Source organism: Micrococcus sp. iso_239 (assembly GCF_056173395.1).
The window spans coordinates 1,561,979-1,583,051 of sequence record NZ_CM149672.1 but is presented as its reverse complement, the minus strand read 5'-3'; the positions used below and the strand labels follow the sequence as shown (position 1 = coordinate 1,583,051).

Annotated in this window: 18 protein-coding genes and 1 tRNA gene; 9 read left to right on the top strand and 10 right to left on the bottom strand. The window is 72.6% G+C overall.

What is annotated here, in order from left to right; translation table 11 throughout:
- Window positions 1-39: 39 nt before the first annotated feature.
- From prpB to AC0VX2_RS07350, 3 genes are read right to left on the bottom strand one after another with little or no spacing between them, the layout of a single operon-like run.
- On the bottom strand, window positions 40-978 hold the full coding sequence (prpB, locus tag AC0VX2_RS07360) for a methylisocitrate lyase (RefSeq protein ID WP_036315724.1): 939 nt from the start codon (window positions 976-978) through the stop codon (window positions 40-42).
- On the bottom strand, window positions 978-2,504 hold the full coding sequence (locus AC0VX2_RS07355; RefSeq protein ID WP_036315722.1) for an MmgE/PrpD family protein: 1,527 nt from the start codon (window positions 2,502-2,504) through the stop codon (window positions 978-980). Before AC0VX2_RS07355 ends, prpB begins: the two co-directional genes overlap by 1 nt.
- The gene (locus AC0VX2_RS07350) at window positions 2,501-3,190 is read right to left on the bottom strand and encodes a GntR family transcriptional regulator (RefSeq protein WP_020628108.1); all 690 of its coding nucleotides are present in this window, start codon (window positions 3,188-3,190) and stop codon (window positions 2,501-2,503) included. The genes AC0VX2_RS07355 and AC0VX2_RS07350 overlap by 4 nt, the downstream gene beginning before the upstream one ends.
- Before the next feature lie 216 nt (window positions 3,191-3,406).
- Here AC0VX2_RS07350 and AC0VX2_RS07345 point away from each other — a divergent pair, with 216 nt between their 5' ends.
- Window positions 3,407-5,362, top strand: a complete 1,956-nt coding sequence (locus tag AC0VX2_RS07345; RefSeq protein WP_475432475.1) for an AMP-binding protein — start codon at window positions 3,407-3,409, stop codon at window positions 5,360-5,362.
- A 7-nt stretch (window positions 5,363-5,369) separates the two neighbouring features.
- Here the strand turns inward: AC0VX2_RS07345 and AC0VX2_RS07340 are convergent, their stop codons facing one another.
- Window positions 5,370-7,610, bottom strand: a complete 2,241-nt coding sequence (locus AC0VX2_RS07340) for a response regulator (RefSeq protein ID WP_434543502.1) — start codon at window positions 7,608-7,610, stop codon at window positions 5,370-5,372.
- Window positions 7,611-7,880: 270 nt separating this feature from the next.
- On the opposite strand from AC0VX2_RS07340, the gene AC0VX2_RS07335 reads away from it, so the two are divergent.
- From AC0VX2_RS07335 to AC0VX2_RS07300, 8 genes are all read left to right on the top strand, one after another.
- Window positions 7,881-9,212 (top strand): cation:dicarboxylate symporter family transporter, encoded by a 1,332-nt coding sequence (locus tag AC0VX2_RS07335; protein WP_251393491.1) that lies wholly within the window; start codon window positions 7,881-7,883, stop codon window positions 9,210-9,212.
- Window positions 9,213-9,453: 241 nt separating this feature from the next.
- Window positions 9,454-10,314 (top strand): ParA family protein, encoded by an 861-nt coding sequence (locus AC0VX2_RS07330; protein WP_036315755.1) that lies wholly within the window; start codon window positions 9,454-9,456, stop codon window positions 10,312-10,314.
- A 222-nt stretch (window positions 10,315-10,536) separates the two neighbouring features.
- Complete coding sequence (locus AC0VX2_RS07325; protein ID WP_002857422.1) at window positions 10,537-11,493, top strand: pseudouridine synthase; 957 nt, start codon at window positions 10,537-10,539, stop codon at window positions 11,491-11,493.
- A complete protein-coding gene (locus tag AC0VX2_RS07320) occupies window positions 11,490-12,650 on the top strand; it encodes a prephenate dehydrogenase (protein WP_101966164.1) in 1,161 nt (386 codons plus the stop codon). Before AC0VX2_RS07325 ends, AC0VX2_RS07320 begins: the two co-directional genes overlap by 4 nt.
- A gap of 1 nt (window position 12,651) precedes the next feature.
- Entirely contained in the window at window positions 12,652-13,383 is a 732-nt protein-coding gene (cmk, locus tag AC0VX2_RS07315) for a (d)CMP kinase (RefSeq protein ID WP_101966163.1), read from the top strand.
- Complete coding sequence (gene der / locus AC0VX2_RS07310; RefSeq protein WP_095347576.1) at window positions 13,380-14,918, top strand: ribosome biogenesis GTPase Der; 1,539 nt, start codon at window positions 13,380-13,382, stop codon at window positions 14,916-14,918. Before cmk ends, der begins: the two co-directional genes overlap by 4 nt.
- 104 nt (window positions 14,919-15,022) lie before the next feature.
- Window positions 15,023-15,502 carry a hypothetical protein gene (locus AC0VX2_RS07305; protein WP_101966162.1) on the top strand — a complete coding sequence of 160 codons (480 nt, stop codon included), beginning with the start codon at window positions 15,023-15,025 and terminating at the stop codon, window positions 15,500-15,502.
- 468 nt (window positions 15,503-15,970) lie between these two features.
- Window positions 15,971-16,044: transfer RNA gene (locus AC0VX2_RS07300), tRNA-Pro, on the top strand.
- A gap of 209 nt (window positions 16,045-16,253) precedes the next feature.
- Here the strand turns inward: AC0VX2_RS07300 and AC0VX2_RS07295 are convergent.
- Genes AC0VX2_RS07295 through AC0VX2_RS07270 form a run of 6 tightly spaced genes read right to left on the bottom strand, consistent with a single transcriptional unit; the run spans window position 16,254 to window position 21,006 of the window.
- Entirely contained in the window at window positions 16,254-17,420 is a 1,167-nt protein-coding gene (locus AC0VX2_RS07295) for a tyrosine-type recombinase/integrase (RefSeq protein ID WP_308302086.1), read from the bottom strand.
- 43 nt (window positions 17,421-17,463) lie between these two features.
- Window positions 17,464-17,679 carry a helix-turn-helix transcriptional regulator gene (locus AC0VX2_RS07290; RefSeq protein WP_020628096.1) on the bottom strand — a complete coding sequence of 72 codons (216 nt, stop codon included), beginning with the start codon at window positions 17,677-17,679 and terminating at the stop codon, window positions 17,464-17,466.
- Window positions 17,676-18,248: a hypothetical protein gene (locus tag AC0VX2_RS07285; RefSeq protein WP_070708793.1), complete on the bottom strand. Its 573-nt coding sequence runs from the start codon at window positions 18,246-18,248 to the stop codon at window positions 17,676-17,678. The genes AC0VX2_RS07290 and AC0VX2_RS07285 overlap by 4 nt, the downstream gene beginning before the upstream one ends.
- Before the next feature lie 15 nt (window positions 18,249-18,263).
- The gene (locus AC0VX2_RS07280; protein WP_020624341.1) at window positions 18,264-18,719 is read right to left on the bottom strand and encodes a single-stranded DNA-binding protein; all 456 of its coding nucleotides are present in this window, start codon (window positions 18,717-18,719) and stop codon (window positions 18,264-18,266) included.
- A gap of 53 nt (window positions 18,720-18,772) precedes the next feature.
- A complete protein-coding gene (locus tag AC0VX2_RS07275) occupies window positions 18,773-20,569 on the bottom strand; it encodes a type IV secretory system conjugative DNA transfer family protein (RefSeq protein ID WP_020624340.1) in 1,797 nt (598 codons plus the stop codon).
- Window positions 20,566-21,006: a hypothetical protein gene (locus AC0VX2_RS07270; protein WP_240739668.1), complete on the bottom strand. Its 441-nt coding sequence runs from the start codon at window positions 21,004-21,006 to the stop codon at window positions 20,566-20,568. The genes AC0VX2_RS07275 and AC0VX2_RS07270 overlap by 4 nt, the downstream gene beginning before the upstream one ends.
- Between the last annotated feature and the right edge of the window lie 67 nt (window positions 21,007-21,073).

Here is a 21,073-nt window from a genome sequence, read left to right as displayed (position 1 = left end):
AGTGGGGCCCGCCCGCGCACGGGCGGGCCCGGTGACGGGTCAGAGGTCGGCGTGGTTGGCGCCGATGTCGAGCGTGGGCACGTCGAAGTTGAAGATGCCCGTGTCGAAGGCGTTGTAGCCCTCGTAGTCCACCAGCTCGTAGAGGCGGGCGCGGGTGAGCATCTGCTCCACCTGCGACTGCTGGGTGCCCTCCTCCTTGATGGCGTGGAGCACGCGCTCGGCGGCGCCCATCGCGGAGCGCAGCAGGGTGACCGGGTAGATCACCATCGCGACGCCGGCGTCGGCCAGCTGCCGGCGGGTGAACAGCTCGGACTTGCCGAACTCGGTCATGTTCGCCAGGACCGGGACCCCGAGGGGCTCCAGCTCGCGACACACGGTCTCGAACTCGCCGATGTCCTTCAGGGCCTCCGGGAAGATCGCGTCCGCACCGGCCTCCACGAGCGCCTTCATGCGGGCGATCGCGGCGTCCAGGCCCTCCACGGCACGCAGGTCGGTGCGCGCCATGATGAGGAAGTTCGGGTCCCGGCGGGCGTGGACGGCGGCGGCGATGCGCTTGACCGCGGTGTCGAGCTCCACCATGTTCTTGCCGTCGAGGTGGCCGCACCGCTTGGGGTTGAACTGGTCCTCGATGTGGCAGCCGGCCAGGCCGGCGTTCTCGAACTCCTGCACCGTGCGGGCCACGTTCATCGGCTCGCCGAAGCCCGTGTCCGCGTCGATGAGGCACGGCAGGTCCGTGAGGCGGGCGATCTGCCCGCCGCGCACGGCCACCTCGGTGAGCGTGGTCAGCCCGACGTCGGGCAGGCCCAGCTCGTTCGCGAGCACGCCGCCGGAGATGTACACCCCGGGGAAGCCCTTCTCCTGGATCAGCTTGGCGGTCAGCGGGGTGAACGCGCCCGGGAACTGCTGGGCGCCGCCCTGCTTCAGGGTCTGCCGCAGGTCGATCCGCTTCTGTTCGGCCGTCTTCGTCGAGTACAGCATCAGAACAGGCCCTTCGGGGCGGCGGCGAGGTCGGCCTCGGACAGGAACGCCGGGTCCGCCAGGATGTTCAGCTGGTCCAGCTCGCCGGGCTGCAGCTCGGCCACGCGCTCGGCGGCGGCCAGGAAGCGGTCCTGCTCCTCCTTCGAGACGATGCCCTCGGCCAGGGTGCGGAACTTCTGGATGTACTGTTCGCGGGCGAACGGCCGGGCGCCGAGCGGGTGGGCGTCGGCCACGGCGATCTCGTCGGTGATGACGGTGCCGTCCTTGAGGGTGATCTCCACCGCTCCGCCGAACGCCTTCTCCGCGAGGTCCAGCGAGTGGTAGCGGCGGGTCCACTCCGGGTCCTCCACGGTGGTCACCCGGTGCCACAGGGCCACGGTGTCCTCGCGCTGGGCGCGCTCGGGGGCGTAGGAGTCCACGTGGTGCCAGGAGCCGTCCTGCAGGGCCACGGTGAAGATGTAGGGGATCGAGTGGTCGAGGGTCTCGCGCGAGGCCGTCGGATCGTACTTCTGCGGGTCGTTGGCGCCCGAGCCGATCACGTAGTGGGTGTGGTGCGAGGTCTTGATCAGCACCGACTCGACGTTCGCCGGGTCGGTGGCCTCCGGGTGCTCCCTGTGGAGCTTGCGGGCCAGGTCGATCCAGGCCTGGGCCTGGTACTCGGCCGAGTGCTCCTTGGTGTAGGTGTCCAGGATGCCGCGCTTGGGCTCGCCCTGCTCGGGCAGCGGCACCTCGTAGGAGGCGTCCGGGCCGTCCAGCAGCCAGGCGATCACGCCGTCCTCGCCCTCGTAGATCGGGACGGGGGAGGTCTGGCCGCGCATGGCGCGGTCCACGGCCTCGACGGCCATCTTGCCGGCGAACGCCGGGGCGTGGGCCTTCCACGTGGAGATCTCGCCCTTGCGGGACTGGCGGGTGGCGGTGGTGGTGTGCAAGCCCTGGCCGATGGCCTGGAAGATGGTCTCGGTGTCCAGGCCGAGCAGGGTGCCGATGCCGGCGGAGGCGGAGGGGCCGATGTGGGCCACGTGGTCGATCTTGTGGCCGTACAGGTTGATGGACTTCACGAGGTCCACCTGGATCTCGTAGCCGGTGGCGATGCCGCGGATCAGGTCCTTGCCGGAGCGGCCGGTGTGCTGGGCGACGGCGAGGATCGGCGGGATGTTGTCGCCCGGGTGGGAGTACTCGGCGGCCAGGAACGTGTCGTGGTAGTCCAGCTCGCGGACGGCCACGCCGTTGGCCCATGCGGCCCACTCGGGGGAGACCTTCTGCTCCACACCGAACACGGAGGCGCCCGCACCGCCGGTGGAGACCGGGTGGGACAGGGCCTGGGCGCGGGCGGCGACGATCGGGCCGCGCTTCAGCGAGGCGACGGCGACGGAGGCGTTGTCGATGATCCGGTTGATGATCATCTCCTCGACCTCGGGCAGCACCTCGACGTCGTCGACGGCCACCTCGGCCAGCTTCCAGGCCAGCTGGTCCTTGCGCTCGAGGTTCTCCTCGGAGCGGTGGACGCGCACGTGATGGTTCTTCATGGTCGGTCTCCTTCGGTGGGGGTCAGCAGGGTCGGGGTCTCCTCGGCGCGGCCGCGCCGGGTCAGATGGTGGAAGGCGTGGTGCAGGTGGACCCGCGTGGTCGCCTCCGCGAGGTCTGCGGCGCCCGAGCCGACGGCGTCGGCGATGTCCGCGTGCTCCGCGGCGGAGGCCGCGAGGCGGGCCGGGTCGTCCGCGGCCAGTCGGCGCAGGCGCGCCAGGTGCAGGCGCAGGGTGCGCAGGGTGGAGACGAGGTAGGGGTTCGCGGCGGCCTCGTCCAGCCGGCTGTCCAGCTCGGCCGTCATCGCGTAGTAGTCCGCCGGGTCGGTCCCGCCGCGCAGGGCCGCCTCGGCCTCCTGGAAACGGCCCGCGAGGACCGTGAACCGCTCGGCCGCCTCCGGGGTGGCCCGCTGCGCGGCCCGGCGCGCCAGGAGGGACTCGAGGGCGATGCGCAGGTCGAACAGCTGGTCCGCCTGTTCGAGGGACAGGTCGGCGACGACGATGCCCCGGCCCGGGGCCTGCTCGGCCAGGCCGTCGGCCACCAGGCGGGAGAGCGCCTCGCGCAGAGGGGTGCGCGAGATGCCCAGGCGCTCGGCCTGCTCCACCTCGCCCAGGCCCGCGCCCGGAGGGAGGGACCAGTCGAGGATCTCCGCCCTCAGGGCCTGGTACGCCCGCTCGCTCGCTCGCATGCCGCCAGTGTATACACAACAGTCCCGCCGAGGGCAGGGGGTGTGTCCGATGCGCGTGCCGGGCGACGCCGTCCACGGGGAGCGTCGTCCGGCGTGCGGGGGCTGGGTGGTGCGTCCCCGGCGCGGGTCTCGCGCGTGCCGCCACGCCTCACTGACGGGGCACGAAATGTATACAGATCCCTTGCCCCCTGTGATCCACGGCACTACCCTGGGCGCATGGCGACCCACGATGCCCCCGCCGAAGACCGTCCCTCCGGCGCGTACGCCGACGCCCACGCCCGCTCCCTCCGCGACCCCGAGGGGTTCTGGCTCGACGCGGCGCGCGCCATCGACTGGACCGTCGCGCCCACGCGCGCCCTCGACGACTCCGCCGCGCCTCTGTACCGCTGGTTCCCGGACGGCGAGCTGAACACCGCCTTCAACTGCCTGGACCGGCACGTCGAGGCGGGCCGCGGGGACGCCGTCGCGCTGATCCACGACTCCGCGATGACCGGTGAGGTCACCCGCTACACGTACGCCGAGCTCACGGACGCGGTGGCCCGCCTGGCCGGCGCCCTGGCCGCGCGCGGCGTCGGCAAGGGCGACCGCGTCCTCGTGTACCTGCCGATGATCCCGCAGGCCCACATCGCGATGCTGGCGTGCGCGCGGCTCGGCGCGGTGCACTCCGTGGTCTTCGGCGGCTTCGCCCCGCGCGAGCTCGCCTCCCGCATCGACGACGCCGCCCCCGACGTCGTGCTCACCTGCTCCGGCGGCATCGAGCCCAAGCGCCGGGTCGAATACCTGCCCGCCGTGGCCGAGGCGCTCGAGACCGCCGCGCACCCCGTGCGCACGGTGCTGGTCCACCACCGCGAGGGCTTCGAGACCGCGCTCGCGGACGCCGACGGGCGCGGTGGCGCGAGCTGGGAGGACTGGGGCGAGGCCGTCGCGGCCGCCGAGCCGGCCGACTGCGTCCCGGTGCAGGCCACCGACCCGCTGTACGTGCTCTACACCTCGGGCACCACGGGCAAGCCGAAGGGCGTCGTCCGGGACAACGGGGGCCACGCCGTCGCCCTGCGCTGGACCATGGAGCACATCTACGACGTCGGCCCGGGGGAGGCGATGTGCACGGCCTCGGACGTGGGCTGGGTCGTGGGGCACTCCTACATCGTCTACGGCCCGCTGCTGGCCGGGGCCACCACGGTCATGTACGAGGGCAAGCCCGTGGGCACGCCCGACGCCGGCGCGTTCTGGCGGCTCATCGAGGACCATGGCGTGCGCTCCTTCTTCACGGCCCCCACGGCGCTGCGCGCGATCCGCCGCGCCGACCCCGAGGGCGAGCTGCTCCAGGCCCACGACCTGTCCTCCCTGCGGCACTTCTTCGCCGCGGGCGAGCGCCTGGACCCGGAGACGCAGCGGTGGATCGAGGGCCTGCTGGGCATGCCGGTGATCGACCACTGGTGGCAGACCGAGACCGGGTGGGCCATCGCGGCGAACCCGGTGGGCCTGGAGCAGCTGCCGGTGAAGATCGGCTCGTCCTCGGTGCCCTCGCCGGGCGTCGATCTCGTGGTCCTGGACGGCCTGGGCGAGCCCGTGCCCGCCGGGACCGAGGGCAACATCGCCCTGCGGCTGCCGCTGCCCCCGGGCACCCTGCCCACCCTGTGGGGCGACGACCAGCGCTACATCGACTCCTACCTCAGCGCGTTCCCCGGCCATTACGCGACCGGTGACTCCGGCGTCGTGGACGAGGACGGCTACGTGTTCGTGCTCGGCCGCACCGACGACGTCATCAACGTCTCCGGGCACCGGCTGTCCACGGGCGTCCTCGAGGCCGCCCTGGCCGCCCACCCGGCGGTGGCCGAATGTGCCGTGATCGGCATCGCGGACCCGCTCAAGGGCCAGCGGCCCTCGGGCTACGTGGTCCTCAAGTCCGGCGTCGAGACGCCCGAGGCCGGCTCCGAGGCCGAGGCCGCGCTCCTGGACGAGCTGCGTCAGGCGGTGCGCCGCGAGGTGGGCCCGGTGGCGGACTTCCGCGACGTCGTCGTGGTGGACGCGCTGCCCAAGACCCGCTCGGGCAAGATCCTGCGCAAGACCATGCGGCAGATGGCCGACGGCGAGGAGTACGCGGTGCCCTCGACCATTGAGGACCCCGCCGTGCTCGAGGCCCTGGCCGGGGTGCTGCGCCCGGCCCGCTGAGCCCCGCTCACGTGCGGCCGGCCCAGCGGTACTCCTGCTCGGGCCGGCCACGGCCGCCGTGCCGGGCCGAGCGCCGCACCCGGCGGATCCGCTCGAGGTGCTCGAGGTAGCGCCGGGCCGTCACGCGGGAGATGCCCAGGCGCTCGCCCACCTCGGCCGCGCTCAGGGCGGTCTCCGGGTCCGCCCCCAGCAGCTCCACCACCTCGCGCAGGGTGCTCTCGGTCAGCCCCTTGGGCAGGGCCTCGGCGCGCCGCTCGCGGGAGACGCGGAAGACGGCGTCCACCTGCTCCTGGCCGTCGAGGGCGCCGTCGCCGGCCAGCATCGCCGAGGCGGCGCGGAACCCGCCCAGCCGATCCGCGAACTCGTCGAACCCGAACGGCTTCACGAGGTACTGCGTCACGCCGTACGCGACGGCCCGGCGCACCACCGGCAGGTCGGTGGCCGCGGTGAGCGCCAGCACCCCGCCGTGGAAGCCCGCCGCGCGCAGTTGGTGCAGGAAGTCCAGGCCGTGCCCGTCCGGCAGGTTCATGTCCAGCAGCACGACGTCGAACGGGAAGCGCCCGTCCGCGTGCAGGCCCGCCGCGGCGACCTGCCGCGCGGCCAACAGGGAGCCGGCCACCGCGGCCACCTCGAAGCCCGGCAGCCGGTCCAGGTGCGCCACGTAGGTCTCGGCCGTCAGCTGCTCGTCCTCGACGACGAGCACCCGGTACGGGCGGGCGGTCATATCTCCTCCTGGGGTCGGGGGGTGCGGGGCACCTCGACGGTGAACACGGTGCCCGAGTCGGTCGCGACGTCCGCGACCCCGCCGGCCTCCTCCGCGATCCGCCGCGTCAGCCACAGCCCCATGCCGCGTCCGGCGGCGCCGACGGGCTTCGTCGACCAGCCCCGGTCGAAGAGTCGGCCGCGGTCCGCGTCGGAGGGTCCGGGGCCGCCGTCGGCCACCTTGCACGAGCAGGCCCGCGGCGTCCGAGACCACCTCGACGTCGACCCACCGGTCTGCCGCGGACAGGTCGGGTGCGGCGGCCGCGTCGAGGGCGTTGTCCACCAGGTTGCCCAGCGCGGTCAGCAGGGCGGCGAGGACGTCGTCGGAGGCCTCCTCGTCCGCGGCGCGTCGGGACAGCACGGCGCGGGCCGCCTCCAACCGGCCCGACTCGACGAGGGCGAGGGCGGTGTGCAGCTGGTTGGCGTGCTCATGCGTCTGCGCGCGCAGCGCCGTGGTCAGGGTGTGGGCCACGGTGAGCTCGTCGCCGAGCCGCTGCAGGTCGGTGCGGTCGTGCAGGACGAGCACGCGCGATCCCGCCGGGGCGGTGGTCACGCCCTCGCGGGCGGCCGCGGCGAGGGCCGTCGGCGGGACCGACCCGCCGGGGTCGGAACGGCCGGGCGACCGCACGACACGCTGCTGCACCACGAGGACCCGCCCGCCGGCGGCGAGGCTCGCCTCGCCGCTGACCGCGCCCGGCAGGGCCGCGGAGAGCTCGGTGGGCAGTCGAGGCTCGCCCGCGCTCTCCCAGCCGAGCAGGCGCGCGGCGGCGTCGTTGTGCAGGCGGGCCCGCCCGTCCGGGGCGAGGACCACGACGCCGGCCTCGAGCGAGTCCATGGCCGTCTCCGCCAGCAGGAACTGCTCGGCGATCTGCTCGGGGCCGCGTCCGAGCGTCACCCGGTTCAGATACCGGCCCACGAGCCAGGCGACGAGCAGGCCGACGGCGGCCACGGCGGCCGAGCCGAGCAGGATGCCGGGGATCTGGGCCTGGGCCATGATGGCGACATCGGAGATCTGCACGCCCGTCGTGACCACGCCCAGGACGGTGCCGTCCTCCGGGTCCACGACCGGTGCGAGCGCGCGCACCGAACGGCCCGCCGCACCGGTGCTCGAGAGCTCCACGACGGTGTCCCCGGCGACGACGGCGTCCACCGGCTTCGGGTAGCGGACACCGACCTGCTCGGGGCGCCAGCTCGCCAACCGCATCCCGTCCGGGTCCATCACGGTCAGCCACGAGACCTGTGCCTCGGCGATCCAGCCGTCGATCCCGGCCTGCAAGGCGGGGGCGTCGCCGGCCCGCAGGGCCGAGACGAGCGCGGGGTCGCGCGCCACGAGGGTGGTGACGCCCTGGACGTGGCGCTCCTCGACGCGCTGGGCCACCTCGCGGGCCTGGAGGTAGGCGCTCCACACGCTGAACAGGGCGATGGCCGCCACGAGCGCCACGTGGACCACGGCGATCCGCCGGGCGATCGACCACGGGTGGCGCATGCCTCTCCTCCCTCGGGCCGGCGACGCGCCGGTCCACCCCCACGATCCTGCAGTCCGCCGGCCGCCGTGACCACTATGACCGCAATCGTGACCGACACCACCCGGGGCCGCGAGAGTGGTCACATCCCTCCCGCGCCGCTGCGGACCGCTCGGCGGCGCCCCACCACCGCAGAGAACGGAACGCCCGATGGCGCACACCCCACCGGCCGAGACCTCGGCCCCGCCGGCCCCGGCGGGAAGAAGGACCGCACCCACTGGCTGTACATCGCCGTGATCGCCTCGGTGGTGCTGGGCGCCGCCGTCGGCCTGCTCTTCCCCGAGTTCGGCAAGTCCCTCAAGCCGCTGGGCGACGGCTTCGTCTCCCTCATCAAGATGATGATCGGCCCGGTCATCTTCTGCACGATCGTCCTCGGCGTCGGCTCGATCGCCAAGGCCGCGACCGTCGGCCGCGTGGGCGGCATCGCCCTGGTCTACTTCATGGCGATGTCCACGTTCGCGCTGGCCGTCGGCCTCGTCGTCGGCAACCTCATCCACCCCGGCGAGGGCCTCAAGCTGACGCCCTACGACCCGAACAAGCCCACGGCCGCGGTGGACGGCACCGTCCAGTTCCTGCTGGACATCATCCCCGGCTCCCTGCCGATGCTGCCCACCCTGTTCATCGCCCTGCTCGTGGGCTTCGCCCTGCAGCAGATGGGCCCGGCCGACGCCCCGCTGCTGCGTGGTCTCACGCTGATCCAGGGCGTCGTGTTCCGCATCCTCATGATGGTGATGTGGGTCGCCCCGATCGGCGCCTTCGGTGCGATCGCCGCCGTCGTCGGCTCCACGGGCTGGTCCGCGATCGGCGCCATGGCGCTGCTCATGGGCGCCTTCTACCTGACCTGCATCGCCTTCATCGTGGTGGTGCTCGGCACCGTCCTGAAGGTCGTGACCGGCCTGAGCATCCTGTCCCTCATGAAGTACCTGGGCCGGGAGTACCTGCTCATCTTCGCCACCAGCTCCTCCGAGACCGCCCTGCCCCGCCTGATCGCCAAGATGGAGCACGCCGGCGTGGACAAGTCCGTCGTGGGCGTGACCGTGCCCACCGGCTACTCCTTCAACCTGGACGGCACCGCCATCTACCTGACCATGGCCGCGCTCTTCGTCTCCAACGCGATGGGCGCGGAGATGAACCTCGGCGAGCAGATCGGCCTGCTGGTCTTCATGATCATCGCCTCGAAGGGCGCGGCCGGCGTCACCGGCGCGGGCATGGCCACGCTCGCCGCCGGCCTGCAGGCGCACCGACCCGAGCTGCTCGGCGGCATGGGCGTGATCGTGGGCATCGACAAGTTCATGTCCGAGGCCCGCGCCCTGACCAACTTCACCGGCAACGCCGTGGCCACGCTCCTCGTCGGCCGCTGGGTGGGCGAGCTCGACGGCGAGCGTGCCCGGCGCGTCCTCAGCGGCGAGCTGCAGTTCGACGAGGCGACCGTGGCCGGCCACGACGGCGCCGCGCACGACCCGCAGCAGTCCCCGACGATCGCCGAGCAGGCCTACGAGGGTCACCCCGACTCCAGCCTGAACTTCGCCATGGCCGCCGACGGCGACCGGAACCCCGCCCGCTGACGGAGGCGGCGGGCCCGCGCGGCACGCCGCACCGTCGACCACCGGCGACGCCGGGGACGAGCCTGGACACCGGCCCGTCCCCGGCGTCGCCGTCGTCCCGGGAACGCCAGGCACTAGGGTGGGGGAAGATCCGGACACGCCGACGACGGCGGCCGCGGCGCGCCGCGGCCCGCGGCCGGGCGTGCAGACCACCGTGGAAGGAGCCGGCGCCGCCGTGACCTCGAGAGAACCGATCCCCGTGATGACCATCCACGGCGAGCCCGTGCTCGGGCCCACCGGCCGGCCCAAGCACGACTTCCCCGAGCCCGCGCCCCTGACCTCGCACGGCCCGGCGCGGATCATCTCGATGGTGAACCAGAAGGGCGGCGTCGGGAAGACGACCTCCACCATCAACCTGGGCGCCGCGCTCGCGGGCTACGGCCGCAGGGTGCTCATGGTGGACTTCGACCCGCAGGGCGCCCTCTCGGCCGGCCTGGGCGCGAACCCGCACGAGCTCGACACCACGGTGTACAACGTGCTCATGGAGCGGTCGGTGACCGCGAAGGACGCGATCCTGTCGACGGACTTCGAGAACATGGACCTGCTGCCGGCCAACATCGACCTGTCCGCGGCCGAGGTGCAGCTCGTCAACGAGGTGGCCCGCGAGCAGGTCCTCGAGCGCGCGCTGCGCCAGGTCCGCGACGACTACGACGTGGTCCTCATCGACTGCCAGCCCTCGCTGGGCCTGCTGACCGTCAACGCGCTGACCGCCTCGCACGGCGTGATCATCCCGCTGACCGCCGAGTTCTTCGCGCTGCGCGCGGTCGCCCTGCTCGTCGAGACGATCGAGAAGGTGCAGGACCGGCTCAACCCGGACCTGGAGATCGACGGCGTGCTGGCCACGATGTTCGACCAGCGAACCCTGCACTCCAAGGAGGTCGTGGGCTCGCTGGTGGCCGGCTTCGGGGACCGCGTGTTCGAGACCGTCATCAAGCGGTCCATCAAGTTCGCCGACGCCACGGTGGCGGCCACGCCCATCACCCTGTTCGCCGAGAACCACGACGGCGCCAAGGCCTACCGGCAGCTCGCCCGCGAGCTGATCTGCCGCGGCGGCGCGCCGTGACCGTCGGCTGAGCGCCGACGACGCCGGCCCGGTCCCGTCGCGGGACCGGGCCGGTTCTCTGCGCGCTCGCGGCCGGGGGAGCGGTGGCCGGGAGACGCGACGCCGCCGATCTGCGAGAATGGAGCCGGGCGTGTCCGTCTCCGGGCCGTCCCTCACCCCCTGACCCGTCCGCCGCCGGCCCGACCGGCGCCGTTGACGCGCACCCGAAAGGACGCCCTCCCCATGAACTCCCGCAAGCCGCGAGGCTCCGGACGCACCCCCGCCGTCGGTCGACGGGGCGGCCCGTTCCAGGAGCGCGACTACCAGCGACAGATCGGTGCCCGCCGAGGCGCCGCCGGCCCCCGCGAGGAGGCCCCCTTCGACGAGGACGCCGTGCCGCGCACCCGCGGTCGCCGCGGCCGCGGCGCCGGCGCCGCCCGGGCCAAGGCCGCCCACCTCGACCGCATCCACGACGAGTCGGGCGAGCGCCTGCAGAAGGTGCTGGCCGCGGCGGGTGTGGCGTCCCGGCGCGTGAGCGAGGACCTCATCGCCGAGGGCCGCGTGGAGGTGGACGGCGTCGTCGTCACCGAGCCCGGCGTGCGCGTGGACCCGGCCACGGCCGTGATCCGGGTGGACGGCATCTCCGTGCAGACGGACGTGACCAAGCAGTACTTCGTCTTCAACAAGCCCCGCGGCGTGATCTCCACGATGGTGGACCCGGAGGGCCGGCCCTCGATCGCCACCTACCTCAAGCCCGGGCAGGAGCACCTGTTCCACGTGGGCCGTCTGGACAACGAGACCGAGGGCCTGCTCATCCTCACCAACGACGGTGAGCTGGCCAACCGCCTCACCCACCCCAGCTACGAGGTCCCCAAGACCTACGTGGTGCAGACCCGCGGCCCGCTGGCCAAGGGCGTCTCGAACCGGCTGCGTGAGGGCGTGGAGCTGGAGGACGGCGTGGCGCAGGTGGATTCGTTCAAGCTCGTCGACTCGACTCCGGGCCACGTGCTCGTCGAGGTCGTGCTGCACTCGGGCAAGAACCGCATCGTGCGCCGCATGTTCCAGGAGATCGGCCACCCGGTCGAGCGGCTCGTCCGCGTCAAGGTGGGCCCCATCCTGCTGGGCGACCAGAAGCAGGGCACCGTCCGCGCGCTCAACGCGCAGGAGCTGGGCCACCTCAAGGCCCTGGTCGGCCTGTGAGCGCGCCCGCCGAGTCCGCCGCCGCGCTCGGTGACGGCCCGGCCGGGATCCCGCAGCCCGTCCTCGTCCGGGGGACCGGTCTGCTGGGCACCTCGATCGGCATCGGGCTGAGCGCGGCCGGTGTGGACGTGCGCCTGCACGACCCCTCGCCCGCCGCCCTGGCCGTGGCCGCGGACATCCGCGCCGGACGCCCCGCCCGCCTGGACGCCGCGGGCGACGACCTCGACGCCGCCCCGGGCCTCGTCGTCGTGGCCGCGCCGCCGGACGTGACCGCCGACGTCGTGGTGGACTCGCTGCGCCGCTGGCCCGCGGCCGTGGTGGTGGACATCGCCTCGGTGAAGGAGGCGGTCGCCGCGGGCGTGCGCGCCGCCGTCGACGACGGCCGCCTGGCCCCGCAGGACGCCGACCGGTACCTCGGGACGCACCCGATGGCCGGCTCCGAGCGGTCCGGTCCCGTGGCGGCCCGCGGCACCCTGTTCACGCAGGCGCCGTGGGTGCTGTGCCCGACGGACACGACGCACCCGGGCGCCCTCGCGGCCGGTCGGGCGCTCGCGCTGACGCTGCAGGCCACCCCGTACCGGATGGCGGCCCGCGCCCACGACGAGTCGGTCGCGCTGATCTCGCACCTGCCGCAGATCGCCGCCTCGCTCGTGGCCTCCCGCCTGCAGGACACCCCGGACCAGGCGCTCGCCCTGGCCGGCAACGGGCTGCGGGACACCACCCGGATCGCGGCGTCGGACCCGCAGCTGTGGGTGCAGATCCTCTCCGGCAACGCCGGGCGGATCGTGCCGGCGCTGCACGGGCTGCGGGCGGACCTGGACCGGTTGATCCGCACCCTGGAGGACCCCTCCGCCCCCGGGGCGCGGCTGGACATGGCGCAGCTGATCGCCGAGGGCAACGCCGGTCGGGCCCGGGTGCCCGGCAAGCACGGGGCGCCGCCGCAGGCGTTCGCGGTGGTCACGGTGATTGTGGACGACGCCCCCGGGCAGATCGCGGCCCTCCTCGACGAGGTCGGCCGCACGGACGTGAACGTGGAGGACCTGCGGCTCGAGCACGCCTCGGGCCACCGGGTCGGCATGGTGGAGGTCTCCGTGCTGCCCGGCCGCAGGGACGAACTCGTGGCGGCGTTGACCGCCGCCGGATGGAAGGTGGTCTGAGATGACCGAGCACACCCGCGACGACGTCGCACCCGCGCCGCTCGTGGTGGCGGTGGACGGGCCCTCGGGCTCGGGCAAGTCGTCCGTGTCCAAGGCCGTGGCGCGGCGTCTCGGCGCCGCGTACCTGGACACCGGCGCCATGTACCGCGCCGTGGCGTGGCACTGCCTGAACGAGGGCGTCGACCTGGCCGATGCGGAGGCCGTGGCGGCGGCCGCCGTCGCCATGGACCTGGACCAGTCCACCGACCCGGACGTCGAGGCCGTGCGGGTCGGCGGCACGGACGTCACCGAGGCGATCCGCGGCCCCGAGGTCACGGACACGGTCTCCACCGTCGCCGTGGTCATCCCGGTGCGTGAGGAGCTGCATCGTCGCCAGCGGGCGGTGATCGCCGCCGCGGGCCGGATGGTCGCCGAGGGCCGTGACATCACCACGGTGGTGGCCCCGGACGCCCACGCGCGCGTGCTGCTCACGGCCTCCGAGGCCGTGCGCACCGCCCGCCGCTCGGGCCAGCTGGCCGCGGCGGGGGAGACCGGCGTCGATGCCGGCACGCTGCACCGTCAGGTGGCCGGGCGCGACGCCCGCGACGCCACCGTGTCCACGTTCGACCGCCCCGCCGACGGGGTGGCGCTCGTGGACTCCACCGAGCTCGACTTCGAGCAGACCGTGGCGGCCGTCCTGGCCGCCGTCGAGGACCAGGCCGGCATTCCGGCCGTGAAGGGAGGCCGACGATGACCGAGAACCCCCAGCACCGCTCCGGTGAGGACGAGTTCGTCCCCGCCGGCGACGATCAGGTGGCCGAGCGGCTCGCCGCCATGACCGAGGAGGAGGCCGAGGCGCGCGCCGCGTCGCTGCGCGCAGGCCTGGCCGACTACGAGCTCGAGGAGGACGACGCCGCCCTCCTCGACGCGTGGCAGCTCGGGCCCGACGAGGACGTCGACGCGCCCGTGCCGCCCGTGCTGGCCATCGTGGGCCGGCCGAACGTCGGCAAGTCCACGCTCGTCAACCGCATCATCGGCCGCCGTGAGGCCGTGGTGGAGGACGTGCCCGGCGTGACGCGCGACCGCGTCTCCTACGACGCCGAGTGGAACGGCCGCGAGTTCACCGTGGTGGACACCGGCGGCTGGGAGCACGACGCCAAGGGCATCCACCGTCGCGTGGCCGAGCAGGCAGAGCTGGCCGTGGACGTGGCGGACGCCGTCGTGTTCGTGGTGGACGCCACCGTCGGCATGACGGCCACGGACGAGGCCGTGGTCTCGATGCTGCGTCGCAAGGACCGCCCGGTGATCGTGGCCGCCAACAAGGTGGACGACATGGTCCAGGAGGCCGACGCCGCCACCCTGTGGTCGCTCGGCTTCGGCTACCCGTACCCGGTGTCCGCGGTGCACGGCCGCGGCGTCGCGGACCTGTTGGACGCCGCGCTCGAGGCGCTGCCGGAGGAGTCCGCCCACGGCGGTCTCGTGCCGCGCGGCGGCCCGCGCCGGATCGCCCTCGTGGGCCGGCCGAACGTGGGCAAGTCCTCGCTGCTGAACAAGCTGGCCGGCTCGGACCGCGTGGTGGTGGACGACCTGGCCGGCACCACGCGCGACCCCGTGGACGAGCTCGTGGAGCTCGGCGGACGGCTGTGGCGCTTCGTGGACACCGCCGGCATCCGTCGACGGCAGCACATGGCCCACGGCGCCGACTACTACGCGTCGCTACGTACGGCCTCCGCCCTGGACCGCGCGGAGGTGGCCGTGGTGCTGCTCGAGGCGCCGCAGGTGATCTCGGAGCAGGACGTGCGCATCCTCCAGATGGTGCTGGACTCCGGTCGCGCCCTCGTGATCGCGTTCAACAAGTGGGACCAGGTGGATGAGGATCGGCGGCTCCAGCTGGCCAAGGAGATCGAGCGGGACCTGGCGCACGTCGCGTGGGCGCCGCGCGTGAACATCTCCGCGAAGACCGGCTGGCACAAGGACCGTCTCGTCCCCGCGCTGGACCTCGCCCTGGACTCGTGGGACACCCGTATCCCCACGGGCAAGCTCAACGCGTTCCTCGGCGAGCTCGTGGCGGCCCACCCGCACCCGCTGCGCGGCGGCAAGCAGCCCCGCATCCTGTTCGCGACCCAGGTCTCGAGCCGGCCGCCCAAGTTCGTGCTGTTCACCACGGGGTTCCTGGACCCCGGGTACCGCCGGTTCATCGTGCGCCGCCTGCGCGAGACCTTCGGGTTCGAGGGCACGCCCCTCGAGATCGGGATGCGCGTGCGCGAGAAGCGCGGTCGCCGCCGCTGATCCGGCCCCGCCCCGACGACGTCCCTCGGCCTGCCGTGCCGGGGGACGTCGTCGTCCCGGCCGGCTCCCACCGTTCGTCCACCTTCGTCTCGTAGCCTGAGGGCATGAGCCTCATCCGACGTCGCCCCGCCGCCCTGTCCCTGGCCACCCTGGCCGCGCTCGCGCTGGCCGCATCCGGCTGTGCGGTCGACGACGGCGAGACCCGGGCCGCGCTGCAGAGCGCGGAGGACCGGCTCGCCCAGGCCGAGGACCGGATCAGCGAGCTGGAGGCGGACGCCTCGGACCGCGTGGACCTGGGGCAGCTGCGCCAGGAGGCCGAGGGCGCCCTCGCAGAGGCGGACCAGCGCGCCGCCGAGGTCGTCGAGGACCTGACGCGATCCCTGCCCTCCGGTTCGGACATCGTCGACGTCGAGGCGCTTCGGGAGGACGGGAAGGTGGTCATCGAGTACGGCCAGTCTTTGCTCGAGGCCGATCCCCAGGTCCTCGAGGAGACGATGCGGGAGGCGGCGGAGCGGGCGCGCGACGCCATCCCGGACCTGGAGGACGTCGAATTCCGCGTGGGGGACCGGACCTTCACGTACTGATCCTGCGGCGGGGCTCCGTGAGCCCCCCGACACGCCTCTTCGACCCGCCCGGAACGGCGGATCGGAGACGCTCGGCGTGTTAGGCTTCTCACGTGCACGACTGCACCCTCAGTCATGAGAGGGTTCGTGCAGACCGCCAGGCCCACCGGTACGCCGGGGCCGCGGTCGCTGGGGGACTCTCGGTCGGGTGGCCCTCGGTCAAGGGATGAGGGGTTCACGTCTGTGAAGAGGACGTGGGCCCCTTGTTCACGTTCCGGGGTGTCGCAGCGTTCGCCCCTGACGACGACGGCCCGGCCGGCCCGCTCCGGATTCGCGTCCGGCGGTGCGGGTGGGGTATGCTCGTCGGGTGCTGAAGCGCGGATGACCGCGATTCGTCACGGGCTATGGCGCAGCTTGGTAGCGCGCTTGACTGGGGGTCAAGGGGTTTACCCCGCTCTGATCGGCCCGAACAACTGAAAATCGATGCCACGGGATGTGGCGCAGCTTGGTAGCGCACCTGACTGGGGGTCAGGGGGTCGCAGGTTCAAATCCTGTCATCCCGACAGAAAAGCCCCGATGAGAAGCCATTTTCATCGGGGCTTCGTCATGTCTGACGACGGGTTTTTGTTGGTCCCCCTCTGGTCCCCTCGCCAAGGCATCGATGCCGCATCACAGACGTCGGAGGGCATATCTGGCTCTCTGGAAAACGCCGCCTGTGGATAAGGGGACCAAAAGGGGACCAGAGCCCCCGGTCGTGGCTTCCGGCTCCCCGTCACAGTGGCCTCGAGGCCTCACGCCGGCTCGGTCTGCTGGCCTTGGCGGATCGGGCGAGGAAGGCGTTGGCCTGCTCTGCGGCGGATGCGAGGTGGCGGTCGTCGGGGTGCAGGTATCCGCGTGTGGTCTCGACGGAGGCGTGGCCGAGGATGTCCTGGAGGACGTGCAGCGGGATGCCTGCGTCTGCCATCCAGGTGGCTCCGGTGTGCCGGAGGCCGTGCCGGGTGAGGTCGGGCAGGCCGAGATCGCTGACGATCTGGTCCCAGTTCGTGGCGTCCCGCACGGTCGCGGTCGTGAGAGCGCCGCCCTTCGGGCCGATCAGCAGCCGGTCCTCGGGCTCCTTGCCTTCCGCGAGCCGCTCGAGGATCGGGCGGAGCGGGTCGAGGATCGGGACGCGGCGTTCTCTCCGGCCTTTCGTCTGTTTCGTGATGAGCCCGCCTTTGCCGGGGTAGGTCTGCCGTGCGATCATCACGATGTTCTTGTCGAACCGGACGTCACCGGCCTGAAGGCCCGAGACCTCGGATGAGCGCGCTGCGAGGAGGGCGGCGAGCATGACGAAGTCGGAGTAGGACTGGTGAATGTTCCCGCAGGCTTCAGCGAGCGTCGTCAGCGTTGCCATGTCGGGGATCGCATGCGCGCGCGGGGAAGCATCCTCCGCAGGCTGGAGACGGAAGGCATTGCGGTTCAGGCTGCGCTTGGCACGGTTCTTCGCGGGGTTGATCGGGATGAGCCCGTCGCGCACCGCTTCATCGAGGACCCGCACGAGCGGGGCGATGGAGTTCTTGATCGTTGACGCCCCGTGCCGTTTCTCCCAGGCATCGATGGTGCGGTCGATGATCCCGGCGGTGATCTGCGCGACCGGCAGGTGCCCGAGGGCAGGTAGCACCCGGAGCTTGAGACCGTACCCGTAGGTCTCCCCGGTGGAGGTGGGGTCGAGGCCGCGCGCCCATCGGTCGCCGATCGTGGTGACGAACTCGGTGAGCGTCATGGACACGTCCATGCCCTTGGCCGATGACTGCCGCAGCGAGTCGAAGAACTCGTGCGCCGCAGCCTCGTCATCGACGATCTCGGAGCGGATGATGCGGCGTTTGCTGATCGGGTCCGTCCAGCGGGCACGGGCGCGGATGCCGTAGGAGCGACGTTCCAGGTCGGTGGAGATCTTCACGCCGACCGGAGGCACCGGCTTTGGCTGCGCGTGCGGGAGCGGCTCACCCTTCCGGGGCATGGCTGTCCTCCAGCCCAGCCAGCCAGGCGTCGACCGCGTCGATGCGGTACCGGGCGATCCCGCCCAGCCGCAGGAACGGCGGCCCCTGACCAGCCGAACGCCACCTCGACAAAGTCGACTCGGACACCTTGAGATAGGCGGCGATCTCCCGACTGTCCATTAGAGGCGAGACCACGATCGTGCCGCCGGTATCGCTCATGCGACTTCTCCGGTGTTCGGGTCGAGTCCGGCATAGAAGTCGTCCTCGGCCTGGCGGCGCGCGGCGACATCGTCGAGGACGAACTGCACGAAGTCCTGATCCCGGTGAGCGATGATCGTGTCCTCGACCGGGCCTGCCGGGTCCTCGCCGGGCCAGGTGGTCTGCCGGGTCGGGCGGTCTCGGTCGAGACGGGTTCCGGAAGCGGCGACCCAGTCGCGGAGCCGCTGGCGGGCGTCGGCGAAGTCGCGATGCCAGCCCAGCGGCGCGGAGCCGTTCTGCTCCGGGTCGTAGGCGGACAGCCAATGCAGGTGCAGAGCGCTCAGCTCCCACAACAGCTCCGGGTGGCGGTGCCAGAACGGCGGAACTACCGAAGCAGGCAGCCCGTAGGTGCGGCGGAGCCAGTCGACCCAGCGGTTCAGCTCCAGCCACTCGGCCTCCGCTTCCTCGCTGGTCAGGAGGTTCCAGTTGATCGGGTGCGGAGGCTCCGGGATCAGCGGCCCGTCGAACTCCGCGGCCTCCCCGTCCAGGTCCGGTTCGTCGGTCTCGGGGGCGGTGTCGTTCTGGTTCATCACGGTCACCGCCGTTCAGAGCCCGAGCGCCGGTGCGGCGCCGCGTGATTCGCGGCGGGCGCCGACATCGACGGTCTGCCCCGCGGTCTCCTGCGTGACGGCGGGCTGGCGGCGGGTGCGGTCGACCTCGTAGCTCGTGCGGGCGAGGTCGTGGCCGAGCTTCTTCGCGACGAACTCCTCGGACTTGACCACCTCGCCTTCCGGCGTGGCGCGGTCGTACTCGCGGGTGTAGCCCTCGGCGACGAACTTGTCTCCCTTGGCGAGCCGGTCGTGGGCGCGCTCGGCGGTCTTCTTGAACGCCACGAGGTCGTGGAAGGTCGTCTCGGTCTGCGTGAACGACCCGTCCGGCTCCTTGCGATAGTGCTCCTGCCCGATCTTGGCGTAGAACCGGGCATCGCCCCGCTCCGTGTAGGTGAGCTGCGGGTCGGAGGCGATGAACCCCGAGACGGATTCCTGCGTGTGGAGAGCCATTGGACTGCCCCTCTTTCTGACATCGGCGGCGACCCCACGGTGGGGCCGCTCTGTCAGGCAGGTGCGCCCGGCGGCTCCTCCGAGCGGTGCTGCAGCGTCGCCTCGATGTCGGCCCGGTCGTCGCGCAGCTGTTTCGCGTCGGGCCGGTCGGTCCAGGTCCGCAATCGGGTGACGATGGGTGGTGCGGAGCGCAGCAGCACCAGTGCAGTCCCGAACGGGAGGGTGCGGATCGTGTCGGGCGGCATGATCGGCACGCGGCGGATGGAGCGCTGTGCGGAGCGGGAGCCGTGGTCTCCGACCGTGGTGGAGTCGGTCACTTCGTCGCGCTCGCCGATGAGCGTGGTCAGGTCGTGCAGGTCCTTGGAGTTCGACGCTCCGCCGAGGACGATCTTGACGATAGCGGCGTCCCAGATCGCGCCGGCCGCGTTCTCCGACCACTTCTCCCGCGCCTGCGCGAGGCTTTGGAGTACGGGCATGGTCGTGATCCCGGTTCCGCCGCCCTCTGCCATGAGCGTCGGCAGCGAGGGCAAGGGTGCGAGGTTGCCGACCTCATCGAGTGCGAGCAGCAGTGGCGGGTCGAGGCGGGCGCCGGGGCTCGTGGCGGCGAGGCGGCGGGCGGCTTCCACGACGTCTTCCACGAACGCCGCCACCAACGCAGCGGAGTTGTTGGCGCCGGCTCCGGTGGCGAGCAGATAGAGGGTTCCTCGGTCGCGGAGGAACGCTTCGGGGTCGAAGTCCTCGTCCTCGCGCGGCGAGACGGCGTCGAGCACGCGCGGGTCTGCCAGCGCGGCGAGGGCGAGGGAGACGCCTTGCCAGATGGAGTCGCGCGTGCGGGGGTCGGAGTCGATCATCGCCTGCAACGAGTCCGCCCACCCAGTCGCCGCTCGCGGGTTCGCGGTGAGGATCGCCACTGCGTCCGCGGCGGCGGAGGGGTCGAGGGTCCAACGGAACAGCTCCGAGGGCGGCCGGTGATCGAGGGCGGCGGCATGGAGGAGCGCCTGGAGCGCGGTCCTCGTCTTGCCCTCCCAGAACCCGCCTCCCTCGACCCCGCCGGCCGAGAGACCGGTGCCGGCGGCAAGGCCGGTCGCGCGGATCATCGCCGTCAAAGGGTCCTCACACCCGCGGATGGGTGACCACCTGAGCCCGGCGGGTAGGCCTTCGGCGAGGTGCTGGGGGTCGAACACCGCGACAGGGCCGATCTTCTGCCGGGCGCGGAGCGTCGCGGTCAGGTTGTCCGGCCGCGTCGATGTGGTGACGACCGCGCCAGGGGCGTCCAAGATGGCGTTGATGACGATGTGGGCGCCCTTCCCGGAGCGGGGCGGGCCGATCAGCAGGATGCTGTCTTCGACGGACGCCCAGACGCTCGTGCCATGTGAGGCGCCGATCCGGTAGCCGACATCCTTCGGCTGCGGCTGGTGGAGCGAGGGCCGCAGGTGACCGGCCCGGCGCAGCAGCGCCGCCTCCGAGGCGGCCTTAGCGACCTCGTTGCGGGTGGCGATCCCGGCGATGCGGTACGGGTCGGTATTCACTTGACGGCCGTGCTCGCGGAAGAACCGCCACGTCCACCAGCCGGCCACTCCGGCGCCGAGGACCAGCAGACCGGCGGTGATCCAGTACGCCACGGCGCTCAGGCCCGGTGCGCCGAGCGCGGTCGCTGGGTCACCGGGGCCCAGCAGCACGCCCAGTCCGGCTTCGACTCCGCCAGTGGGCTGGTTGACGCCGGTGATCCAGGCGGCGACGGACCCGGCGCCGCGGAGGATGGCGGCGAGGACCGCCGTGCCGATGAGGATGCCGATGCCGAGGTTGCTCAGCTCGTCCCCGAGCGCTCCCGTGGGCCGGGGCGTGCTCATTCGGGGTGGCCGATCGTGAGGGTGCCGGAGACGCGGCCGAGCAGGATGACCTCGCGGGTCGGGGTCCCGGCGAGCTGGTGGGCTTCGACGAGGCCGCGCATGGTGCCGTCCGGGGCGGCATCGCCGTGGGCGATGACGACGGCGATCGCGACGTCCTCGCCGGGAACGAACCCTTCCCCGTGCAGCGCGACGAGTTCCGCCGCCGGTCGGCGGGCCGGTTCTTCCGATGCCGGCTCTGGATCGGGTTCGGTGCGGCGGCGCCTGCTCGGGGTGATGATGTCGGTGAACACGGTTCCGTCCGCTTCGCGCACCTCGACCCGCACCGGGGAGCGGCGCAGGTCGGTGAGCTGGTCGAGGACGCGGGCGAAGTCCTCCCGCCGCCACGGCGGCGCGAACGGCTCCGGCTCGAACGGCGCCCCGTCGACAGTGACGGTCATGCGGCCGTCCTCGGCGATGGTGATGGCGACGAGCGGGAGCACGACCGGCACGGGCTCGGCACTCCCG

What these genes read in the sequence shown, in the direction of transcription:
- AC0VX2_RS07330 (WP_036315755.1), top strand. Translation starts at nt 9,454, where the DNA reads ATGACCATCCACGGCGAGCCCGTGCTCGGGCCCACCGGCCGGCCCAAG.
- AC0VX2_RS07275 (WP_020624340.1), bottom strand. Translation starts at nt 20,569, where the DNA reads ATGAGCACGCCCCGGCCCACGGGAGCGCTCGGGGACGAGCTGAGCAAC.
- cmk (WP_101966163.1), top strand. Translation starts at nt 12,652, where the DNA reads ATGACCGAGCACACCCGCGACGACGTCGCACCCGCGCCGCTCGTGGTG.
- AC0VX2_RS07280 (WP_020624341.1), bottom strand. Translation starts at nt 18,719, where the DNA reads ATGGCTCTCCACACGCAGGAATCCGTCTCGGGGTTCATCGCCTCCGAC.
- AC0VX2_RS07340 (WP_434543502.1), bottom strand. Translation starts at nt 7,610, where the DNA reads ATGCGCCACCCGTGGTCGATCGCCCGGCGGATCGCCGTGGTCCACGTG.
- AC0VX2_RS07355 (WP_036315722.1), bottom strand. Translation starts at nt 2,504, where the DNA reads ATGAAGAACCATCACGTGCGCGTCCACCGCTCCGAGGAGAACCTCGAG.
- AC0VX2_RS07325 (WP_002857422.1), top strand. Translation starts at nt 10,537, where the DNA reads ATGAACTCCCGCAAGCCGCGAGGCTCCGGACGCACCCCCGCCGTCGGT.
- AC0VX2_RS07285 (WP_070708793.1), bottom strand. Translation starts at nt 18,248, where the DNA reads ATGAACCAGAACGACACCGCCCCCGAGACCGACGAACCGGACCTGGAC.
- AC0VX2_RS07345 (WP_475432475.1), top strand. Translation starts at nt 3,407, where the DNA reads ATGGCGACCCACGATGCCCCCGCCGAAGACCGTCCCTCCGGCGCGTAC.
- AC0VX2_RS07350 (WP_020628108.1), bottom strand. Translation starts at nt 3,190, where the DNA reads ATGCGAGCGAGCGAGCGGGCGTACCAGGCCCTGAGGGCGGAGATCCTC.
- AC0VX2_RS07305 (WP_101966162.1), top strand. Translation starts at nt 15,023, where the DNA reads ATGAGCCTCATCCGACGTCGCCCCGCCGCCCTGTCCCTGGCCACCCTG.
- prpB (WP_036315724.1), bottom strand. Translation starts at nt 978, where the DNA reads ATGCTGTACTCGACGAAGACGGCCGAACAGAAGCGGATCGACCTGCGG.
- AC0VX2_RS07270 (WP_240739668.1), bottom strand. Translation starts at nt 21,006, where the DNA reads ATGACCGTCACTGTCGACGGGGCGCCGTTCGAGCCGGAGCCGTTCGCG.
- der (WP_095347576.1), top strand. Translation starts at nt 13,380, where the DNA reads ATGACCGAGAACCCCCAGCACCGCTCCGGTGAGGACGAGTTCGTCCCC.
- AC0VX2_RS07290 (WP_020628096.1), bottom strand. Translation starts at nt 17,679, where the DNA reads ATGAGCGATACCGGCGGCACGATCGTGGTCTCGCCTCTAATGGACAGT.